Source organism: Archangium sp., assembly GCF_036277355.1.
Classification (GTDB): Bacteria; Myxococcota; Myxococcia; order Myxococcales; family Myxococcaceae; genus Archangium.
Window position 1 is genome coordinate 37,130 of the sequence record NZ_DASUNC010000183.1, and the last position, 8,692, is coordinate 45,821.

Here is an 8,692-nt window from a genome sequence, read left to right on the forward strand (position 1 = left end):
CGCTCAGACCGAGAACAGGAACCCCGCCGAGCGCGCGGGCTTGCGCACCCGAAGGATGTGGCTCTGCTCCACGGCCAGCCCGCTCATCGCCAACGGGCGCGGGATGGAGAGCACGCCCGGGTCGTCGTCACGCGTGAAGACGAACTTCCCGCCCTCGTCCTTCGCGGTGCAGCCCACGTCGATGTACAGGTGGCGCTGGATCTCGTCCGGGTCGGTCGTGTCCCAGTTGAACCGGGCGATGTCGTCCACCGTGAGCCCGTACTGCTCGGCGAGGCCCTCCAGCGTCTCGCCATCGGCGACCCGGTGCTCGACCACCCGCGCCACGAAGCGCCCCGAGGGGCCCTTCCGCTTGCGGCTCCGGCCCGCCGGCTGCTTGGACGCCAGGATTCCCGCCTTCACGAAGGTCAGCGTCTCCTTCAGCGTCGCCCCATCGAGCGGCGCGTCCACCTGGGCGTAACCGGGCGGAACGCCCGACAGCTCGATGCGGCCCGAGGAATCCGTCGTGGCCTGCTTCTGGGTGCCATCGGGGAGCCCGATGCTCAGCTTCAGACCGGAGATCGGCTCGTCCGAGACATCGTCGACGACCTGCAGCCGCAGCCACTGCGTCTCCTCGACGACGTCCTCGAGCGTCAGTTCCTCCGGCTTGTGGCGCAGGAACCGCCCGGTGGGCTCCGGGGCCCGAGGCACGCGCACGAGCCGCAGGCTCCCGAGCAACACCAGCGAGGCCACCTGCCGCACGAGCTGCTCCGTGGAGCGCGGTCCGAACTCCGCCGCCGAGCCGTGGCCCTGAGCCACCTCGCGCAACGTCTGCAGGTTGAAGAAGTCCTGCGCCAGCGCGCGCAGCCGACCCTCCAGTTGTGCCGCTCCCCCTGTTGCCACGAGCTCGTGCCCCGAAGGCAGCGGCTCGTGGAACCCGAGAAGGGCATACTCGCCGAGCCCGTCTCGCAGCCGGTTCCGTTGGAACATATGACCGGAAAGCTGACCACACGCCGCGACGGAGCGTCAAACCCCACCTCGGGACCTGGTGACTCCAGTCACCAGTGGTGACAGCAGTCACCAGGCGGCGGTCACCCCCCGTGCCCAACGAGTGCCTCCATCCCCCTGAAATCACGTGGCCGGGACGTTGGCACGGAAGGCGCAATAGGGAGTCTCGCGAGCGGTTCACATCCCTTCCAGAACGAGACCCCCCATGAAGAGCTTCAAGATCAGCGGCCCCAAGAGCTTCTCCCCTCCCCGCGCACCGCAGGCCGATGCTCCGCGGCCGAGCACGCCAACGGCCCCGGCCTCCAAGCCGGGCGCGTCCCAGGATGGATTCGACACGGTGGGCTCCAGGATCAGCTCGTCGGTCCGCGGGCTGTTCGGCCCGTCGCAGGCCGACTCGTTCGCCGCCAACCCCGCGAAGTTCTCGGGGCAGAACATCCTGAACGGGTACAAGCTGTTCCCCGAGGGGAAGCCTCCGCAGGGCGTGGCGCTCCCGACGCCCAACAAGCCGTTCGTGCCGGCCCACCAGTCCACCGCGACCCTGAACGTCCAGCAGCAGCATGGCAACGCGAACCTCTCGCTGTCCTCCCCCGGCGGAAACGGGCCGCAGGTGAACTACCTGCACTACCTCTCGTCGGGACAGGGCACGCAGAGCCAGGGCTCGTTCGCGGGCATCTCCGACGTGCCCCTCCGCCCCGGCCACGGGCAGCCGGACATGATCGTGACGGGGCCCCTCAATGGCTGTGCCGTGCACGCCCTGCACAACCCGGCCAATGACACCCTGTCCTTCGTCCACCAGGCGGACTTCACGAAGCACGGCTCCCAGACGGGCAAGCAGCAGCTGGACAACTTCCTGAAGCAGAACAACCTCCAGCTGGTACAGAGCCTCACGCCGAACGACTACTCGCACCCCACGGGCAAGCACGGAATCGAGACGGGCGCCACGGCGTTCGCCCACTACGACAAGGCCTCGGAGAAGTGGAACCTGGTGGCCCAGCTCAACGACTGGAAGAACGGCGGCGCCCCGGGAGGGCGTCCCGAGCTGCAGCGTCCCCCCGCCGGGCTGGGACAGCAGTTGACCAACCCCGTCGATCTCCAGAATCCGCTGTCGCTCGACGACCTGCGGTGACGCGGAAGCATTGCCTGACAGGCTACAGGCGAGGGCCACATCCGCCCCCGCTCGTAGCCCGCCAGGCAACACGCACGGCCTCCCGCCTGGATTTCCGGCCACTTACTGTCAATGAATGACACATCCACCCGGCCATTCCCTGTCATTCGTAGCCACAGGAACAACAAACTATACGGATTAATCCTTCTTTCAGAGCACATCTGTTCTTGATATGAATTGAGCCGTTCTCACGAACCTGGGGGCACCTATGAGAAACGGCAAGGACATGAAGAAGCGCTTTGGAACACTGGCGGGGAGCCTGCTGCTGGGCAGCCTGATGGCGGGGTGCGGTGCGGAACCGGCTCCGGAGCAGGTCGCGGGACAGGTGCGGCAATCGGCGGAGGCGCCGGCTCCGAGCGCCCCCGTGCTGGAGAACCTGGAGTTCATCCCGTCCCAGACTCCCTCGGCCTTCACTCCCGGCCTCTTGAGGGCGCGGCTGGCCCAGGGTGAGCAGGCCACCCAGATCGATCTCACGGGCGACGATGGCAAGCCGCTGGCGCTGCGCGACGACGGCCTCAATGGCGACGAGAAGGCCGGAGACGGCCTCTTCTCCGGCTTCGGTGTCGTGGACCTCGACGAGCACCGCAAGACGCAGGAGCGCATCGCCACCTTCCAGAAGGAGACGACCGAGCCGCTCACCGTCGCCACGTTCGATGACCGCGTGCTGGTGCGCGAGAGCCCGCTCTCCCCGCTGCCGGCGGACATCTTCGCGCCGGGCCGGATCATCCCCCTGCCCATCACGGGCATCGCCCGGGCCGTCAATCCCAGCAAGTCCCTCATCATCACCCACCCCTCCGTGGTCGGAGATCCCACCCGCACCTGGGATCCCTGCACCGGCACCGGCAACCCGAATGGCGTGTGGACGTTCAAGCACCTGATGACGGAGATGGCCAACACCACGGCCCCCGCCCCGTTCTTCACCGAGCGCTGGCTGCAGCAGTGGTTGGCCAACCAGACGGTGAACGGGCGGACCGTGCCGGCGCGCGGGGCCATGGCCACGCAGATCCTCAACGCCTGGCCTCGCCTGAGCACGGGGGAGCTGGACCTGAACCGCTCGCCCTTCAAGCTGGTGGCCATCGTCAACCGGGCGGATCTGGGCCGCGGCAACGGGGGCCCGTACGGCACCAGCGGCGCGGGCGAGCTGCGCTTCGTCTTCTCGGTGATGACCTCGCAGACCTGCCTGCGCCCCTACAACGGCTTCCTGGTCATCTTCGAGTACGGCGTGCCCAAGCCCCAGTGCGCGCAGGTGAAGTCGTGGGCCCAGTCGTGGATGGCCCTGTCCAACCCGCTGCTGGCCCTGGGCAGCTCCGCCTACAACACGCAGCTGCAGAGCCTCACCCAGCAGGTGGTGCTGCGCAACGCGGCGCCGAACAAGCCCAACGGCAGCGCCATCAACCAGGTGCGCACCAACGAGATCATGCTCAGCAGCCCGTGGTGGGAGATGCGGGAGTTCCGCCTCTTCTCCACGGCGGCCAACCCGCGCAACTTCACCGTCTCCTCTCCGGCGCCAGGCCACCTGGTCGAGCACGTCACCGTGCGCACGCCCTTCGACATGTTCAACAACTCCGCCACGCTCACCAACTTCCTGACGGCCAACAACGCGGCCATCCTCGCCGGCACCCATGACGTGCCGCTGGACTTCGGCGCCACGCTCAACTTCCTGGGAGCCTTCCCGCAGATGCCCACCCCCAGCTTCATCTGGAACGCGCCCAACCTGAGCACGGTGCCCAACGGCTTCACCGCGCGTCACAAGTTCTCGCTCAATACCTGCACCGGCTGCCACGCGGGCGAGACGGCCACCCAGTTCACGCACGTGGGCGTCACCGGCGGCCTCTCGCCCTTCCTGGCCACGGGCATGACCAACATGAACACGCCCTACAACGTCACGGACCCGGTGAGCGGCCAGGTGCGCAGCTTCTTCGAGATCCGTGAGCGCGCCCAGCACCTGGACAGCGCCGCCAACCAGTCGTGCGTGATCCGCCGCTTCGACCGGCCGGTGTTCTTCCCGCACTGATTCACCTTCCGCGGAGCCGGCCTGGACCTCCGGGCCGGCTCCCTGGACGGCCCGGGACTCAGCCCCCCGAGGCGGCCCGCGCGTTGTCGATCATCTCCTGCGTGGGCCAGTACACGCGCATCCCGGTGCCCCGGTCCCCCCCGTCCACCCTGGGGGCCGTGTCATAGGTCACCAGGCCGCTGTTCTCGACCCCGGGGTTCTCGGGGAACTCCGAGTGGAGCTGGCCCTCGGCATCGACGGAGAAGGAGATCTCCCGCGCCTGATCGCCGGTGCGGTAGCCCGGATCCAGGGCGGTGTAGCTGACGCTGCCATCCGGATTCTCGGTGCGCCCGGTGAGGGTGACGAAGTGCATCGAGCCGGGGTTGTCCTCCGTGCGGCCCACCCGGACCTCGAGCGTCACGGTGAGGCCCGCGGCCAGCGCCTCGTCGATGAGGCCGGTGTCCATGACGTTCTGGCGGACCTCCAGCGGCACGGCGCCCGCGTTGGCCTGCTCGGTGGTGGCCAGGCCGCTGTACTCGTTGTACCCGTTGGCCTGATCCACCCGGGCATCCAGGTCCGCGGGCGTCACGGGCGGGTAGCCATAGGCCTGGAGCGTGTTGGACATGGACATCGCCGAGGACGTGATGAGGCAGCCCACCGCGCCGATGTCGTTGGCGTACATGGGGGTGCCATCGGCGTTGAACCGGGGGCTCACATTGCCCTGCTCGTCCGTCTGCGTCAGCTGCGCCTGGTTGTTGTTGAGCGGCAGGTTGGCCCACCGCGAGTCCCCCTGGAGGTAGGGAGGCGTGCGCGCGCCGACGTGCTCCGGCGTGGGGAGCCCGTCCTTGGTGAGGGTGGGCACCGTGGAGACGGAGCCGTCCGGGTTCAGCCTGCCAGGCAGGGGCTGCTGGCCCTCGGGGAGGGGGTTGAGCAGGCCCGCGTTGATGAAGCCCGCCCGCGGCTCCTCCCCCGGGAGCTGAAGGGTGACGGGCACCCACTGATCGCCGAGGCCCTCGACCCTTTCTCCCGTCTGGGCGGGGCCGGTGACGAGCACCTGCGTGCCCGAGGGCAGGGCCGTGGGGGTGAGCTTCTCGGAACCCGTCGTCGTCTCCGCGCGCACGTTGGCCGAGGCGCTCGTGGTCATCACCACGCCCGTGGTCGCGGGGAGCTGGGGGACGAGGGACCGGGCCACCCCCACCATGGCCCCCACCACCGCGGAGGGCACGTTGCCGCCGCTCAGATCCATCAGCGGCTTCTGGAAGCGATCGAAGGTATCCACCGCCGCCTGGGCGGTGTTGCGCACCTGCGGGTTCTCGACCCTCGGCAGGTTCTTCTCCACCACGTTGCGAGCCACTTGCGCGATCTGGAACAGGGCACGGCCAATGGGGTTCGTCATGACGGCCTCCTGTCATCACGATTCCATGACCTGCGTTGCAGAAGCAAACGGGTGTCAGCGCAGGGCCGCTGCAGCCCCTTTCGGGGACTCGTCCACAGCAGCAGGCGATACGCCTCAGACCTCGACGAACTTCGTCCCGGCAATACCCGCCTGCTCCATGAGCTGCTTGATCCGCTCGGAGACGATGAGCGTTCCCCTCCAGCCCCAGGGGCGCAGGACGTGGGTGTCCCCCACCTTCGCCGGGTCGACTTTCAGTCCGACGACATTGCGGTACTGGCCCACTTTCTTGGGATCTCCATGCCTGGGTTCCCAGAATCGGACCTCCTCGCACCGCTCATCGTCGATGCACCGGATGAGCCGCAATGCGTTGAGGATGAAGTAAGGCTCCGGACGCCCCTCCACCTGCGCTGGGATGAACTGCACCTCTTGTTGGAGGCCCAGAGGCTCGAGAAGCGAGACCACGCGCTGAGCGACCACGGGCGTACCCATCGCGGTCAGGCTGAACTCGAGCGCCTGTCCGGGGTGGGTGATGTCGAGAACGGGTCTTCCCTCCAGGACGAGAGGGGTTCCCCGCGTGAACTGCCAGAGATCCTGCTGGCGGCCCTGATGATCGAGGCCGGTCTGCTCCAAGACCCAACGGCCAGGAAAGCTCATGTCGTCCCGCAGCTCGAAGTATCTGTTTCGAGATTTCATCACGTCTTCGTGGCGAGCTTGTTGAGCTTCGACCCGGGTGTACAGACATCACCTGCAATCTCATCCAGGGCATTCAGGAATTTGCGTTGGCACTCCCGCTGGTCCTGACAATCCATGAGCGCCGCCTGGAGCCGCTTGAAGACCTCCACATGATAATCCTCGGGGTGCGGACCTTTGTGGCCCTGGAGATAGACGATGTTCGCGGGATCGTCGAGGCTCATCCCGACCTGATCGAAGAGCTTCTTGAACCGTGGGGTCCAGGGGCCTCCCCTGGCATCCAATATGTCATTCTTATCTGTGGCGAGGTGATGTGCCTGGTTGTCGTCCTTCTTGGACTCGGCGCAGGCCCCGCTCGTGCGGGCATTCAGGGCCGAACTGGCCGCTGCGGCCGCCGTGTTCGCCGTGACGCTCATGAGCGTGACGGTCCCATTGGCCACGGAGACCTGTGCGCTGGAACCGGGGCTGAAGGAGAGCCGCCCGCGCGCGGGTCCGCCGAGGGAATAGCGAGGCGTCGAGAGCAGTCCCCCCATGCCTCCCTTGGGCACCTCCGGAAGCGCTTTCGCCAGCTTTGCTCCCGCCATGGTCACCAGCACCCTCAATCCGACTCCGCTCATGCTCCTCGCGAAGTGCCGGGCGGCTTCCTCCAACTCCGGGATGCTCCGAGCGGCTTCCGCCTCACGGTACAGTTGCAGACAGGCCCTGCCCACATTGACGACCTCCGCGATGGTATAGGTCATCAGCAAGGTCACCGTGACTGCCGCCGCGAATGCCTTGGAGAACAGCGGCTCGGGTGCTGCCCATGCAAGACCGTACAGCATGAGGGAGAAGCCCACGGAGAGGCTGAACGTGGGCGAGGAGAACAACTCCACAGCTGCGTCGTGCACGCCCTCCCCCATGTACCGCGGCGATAGCTTGAGAGCCTGAAACCATCTGGCGCTCTCGAGGTTGTCCGGTAACGGGAAGCCTTGCATGGGCGACCCGTAGAACTTCAGGTACTCCGCACGCACACGCCTTTCCAGGCCCATCAGTTCCGAACCCGTGAGGGCCGTGACCGGCAGGCCCGTTGCCACCGTGCCCAGGGACCACGTCGCGAGGGTCGAGGGTTTTCGCCTCGGCTTCGGGGCATCGAACTCCTTCTCCAGGCTCACCACCAGCGCCCGTGCCTCTTCCACGGTCAGCGTCACCAACTTCGGATCTGGCCCAAGCGAAGGAAAAGAGAGTTCGAGACCAGATCGCTCGTGACGATCGTGGTACTCGCGCACCGTGACGGTCTCGAGAATGGATCTCGATGGACTCTCCATTGGGGTTGCTCGAACCAAGAACGGCACCAGCAGCAGGCACACGGCAGCGACATGACGATGCCGGTGGGCAGTGGCCAGATTTCGTGGAAACGAGTGGAATGGGTTCATTGGATACCGGGGGGGCACAGCGGCACTCTACTCGTAGGCCTCGCCGTTCCAGTGCAGCGTCTCGGACGTCACCTCTCCGCCCTCGTTAGGCATCCGCCGTGCCATTCGCCGTCCTGGCGGGTGGAGGCCGTGAGGGCTATAGGGGGGCGGCATGGAGAACCGCCCCACCCTGGTCTTCGCTGATGGTGCATGTTCCGGCAACCCCGGCCCGGGAGGCTGGGGCACCCTCATCGTCACGCCCGATGGACAGGTGACGGAGCTCGGAGGCCACGAGCCGGACACCACCAACAACCGCATGGAGCTGACGGCCGTGGGCAAGGCGCTGCGCCACCTGGAGCGCACCCCGGGGCCCCTGCACATCCACACGGACTCCACCTACGTCATCCAGGGCATCACCCGCTGGGCGTTCGGGTGGGCCCGGCGCGGGTGGAAGACGGCCGACGGCGGCGAGGTGGCCAATACCCTCTACTGGAAGCGGCTGATGGCGCTGCTCGCCCAGCGCAAGCAGGAGCACCCGGGCGAGGCCGCCGCCGTGGAGTGGAAGTACGTGCGCGGACACGTGGGCGTGCCGGGCAACGAGCGGGTGGACGAGATCGCCGTCTGCTTCTCCAAGGGCCGGAGCGTGAAGCTCTACGTGGGTCCGCTGACCGGATACGGCATCGCCGTGCACGAGCTCCCCGAGGACATGTCCCTGCCCGAGGAGAAGCCCCGCGACGGCTCCGCCAAGGCCAAGGCGTACTCCTACCTGAGCGAGGTGGGCCGCACCGTGAAGCGTCACACCACCTGGGCCGCGTGTGAGCGGCGGGTGAAGGGCGTCCCCGGCGCCCGCTTCAAGAAGACGCGCAGCGCCCAGGACGAGGCCAAGGTGCTCGAGGAGTGGGGCTTCAAGGCCCAGGACGTCCAGTCCGAGGACTGAAGGGCAGTCGATAAATCGCTCGCCAGCGGTGGAGCCAGAGGGGGCTGGATCAGGAGCCGCCGGGGGGAAGGAGCGAACCCAGCGCTCATGCGGTAGTGCGAAGCAGAGCCAGGCCGGTGTTCTTCTGGCAGAGGCA

7 protein-coding genes are annotated in these 8,692 nt (G+C 67.3%); 3 read left to right on the forward strand and 4 right to left on the reverse strand.

The window, feature by feature from the left end:
• Positions 1–3 precede the first annotated feature (3 nt).
• Positions 4–966, reverse strand: a complete 963-nt coding sequence (locus VFZ09_RS45805) for a LysM peptidoglycan-binding domain-containing protein (protein WP_329734159.1) — start codon at positions 964–966, stop codon at positions 4–6.
• A 223-nt stretch (positions 967–1,189) separates the two neighbouring features.
• On the opposite strand from VFZ09_RS45805, the gene VFZ09_RS45810 reads away from it, so the two are divergent.
• Positions 1,190–2,110 carry a hypothetical protein gene (locus tag VFZ09_RS45810; protein WP_329734160.1) on the forward strand — a complete coding sequence of 307 codons (921 nt, stop codon included), beginning with the start codon at positions 1,190–1,192 and terminating at the stop codon, positions 2,108–2,110.
• A 247-nt stretch (positions 2,111–2,357) separates the two neighbouring features.
• Positions 2,358–4,163, forward strand: a complete 1,806-nt coding sequence (locus VFZ09_RS45815) for a choice-of-anchor X domain-containing protein (protein WP_329734161.1) — start codon at positions 2,358–2,360, stop codon at positions 4,161–4,163.
• A 58-nt stretch (positions 4,164–4,221) separates the two neighbouring features.
• On the opposite strand, the gene VFZ09_RS45820 is transcribed toward VFZ09_RS45815, so the two are convergent.
• From VFZ09_RS45820 to VFZ09_RS45830, 3 genes are all read right to left on the reverse strand, one after another.
• Positions 4,222–5,538, reverse strand: coding sequence for a hypothetical protein (locus tag VFZ09_RS45820; protein WP_329734162.1), 1,317 nt, complete (start codon positions 5,536–5,538; stop codon positions 4,222–4,224).
• Positions 5,539–5,652: 114 nt separating this feature from the next.
• Complete coding sequence (locus VFZ09_RS45825) at positions 5,653–6,231, reverse strand: imm11 family protein (protein ID WP_329734163.1); 579 nt, start codon at positions 6,229–6,231, stop codon at positions 5,653–5,655.
• On the reverse strand, positions 6,231–7,574 hold the full coding sequence (locus VFZ09_RS45830; protein WP_329734164.1) for an AHH domain-containing protein: 1,344 nt from the start codon (positions 7,572–7,574) through the stop codon (positions 6,231–6,233). Before VFZ09_RS45830 ends, VFZ09_RS45825 begins: the two co-directional genes overlap by 1 nt.
• A 217-nt stretch (positions 7,575–7,791) precedes the next feature.
• On the opposite strand from VFZ09_RS45830, the gene VFZ09_RS45835 reads away from it, so the two are divergent.
• A complete protein-coding gene (locus VFZ09_RS45835) occupies positions 7,792–8,556 on the forward strand; it encodes a viroplasmin family protein (protein ID WP_329734165.1) in 765 nt (254 codons plus the stop codon).
• Positions 8,557–8,692: the final 136 nt, after the last annotated feature.

Bases quoted from the DNA above. Each gene is read 5' to 3' on its own strand.
- VFZ09_RS45805 (WP_329734159.1), bottom strand. From the start codon at position 966: ATGTTCCAACGGAACCGGCTGCGAGACGGGCTCGGCGAGTATGCCCTT.
- VFZ09_RS45810 (WP_329734160.1), top strand. From the start codon at position 1,190: ATGAAGAGCTTCAAGATCAGCGGCCCCAAGAGCTTCTCCCCTCCCCGC.
- VFZ09_RS45815 (WP_329734161.1), top strand. From the start codon at position 2,358: ATGAGAAACGGCAAGGACATGAAGAAGCGCTTTGGAACACTGGCGGGG.
- VFZ09_RS45820 (WP_329734162.1), bottom strand. From the start codon at position 5,538: ATGACGAACCCCATTGGCCGTGCCCTGTTCCAGATCGCGCAAGTGGCT.
- VFZ09_RS45825 (WP_329734163.1), bottom strand. From the start codon at position 6,231: ATGAAATCTCGAAACAGATACTTCGAGCTGCGGGACGACATGAGCTTT.
- VFZ09_RS45835 (WP_329734165.1), top strand. From the start codon at position 7,792: ATGGAGAACCGCCCCACCCTGGTCTTCGCTGATGGTGCATGTTCCGGC.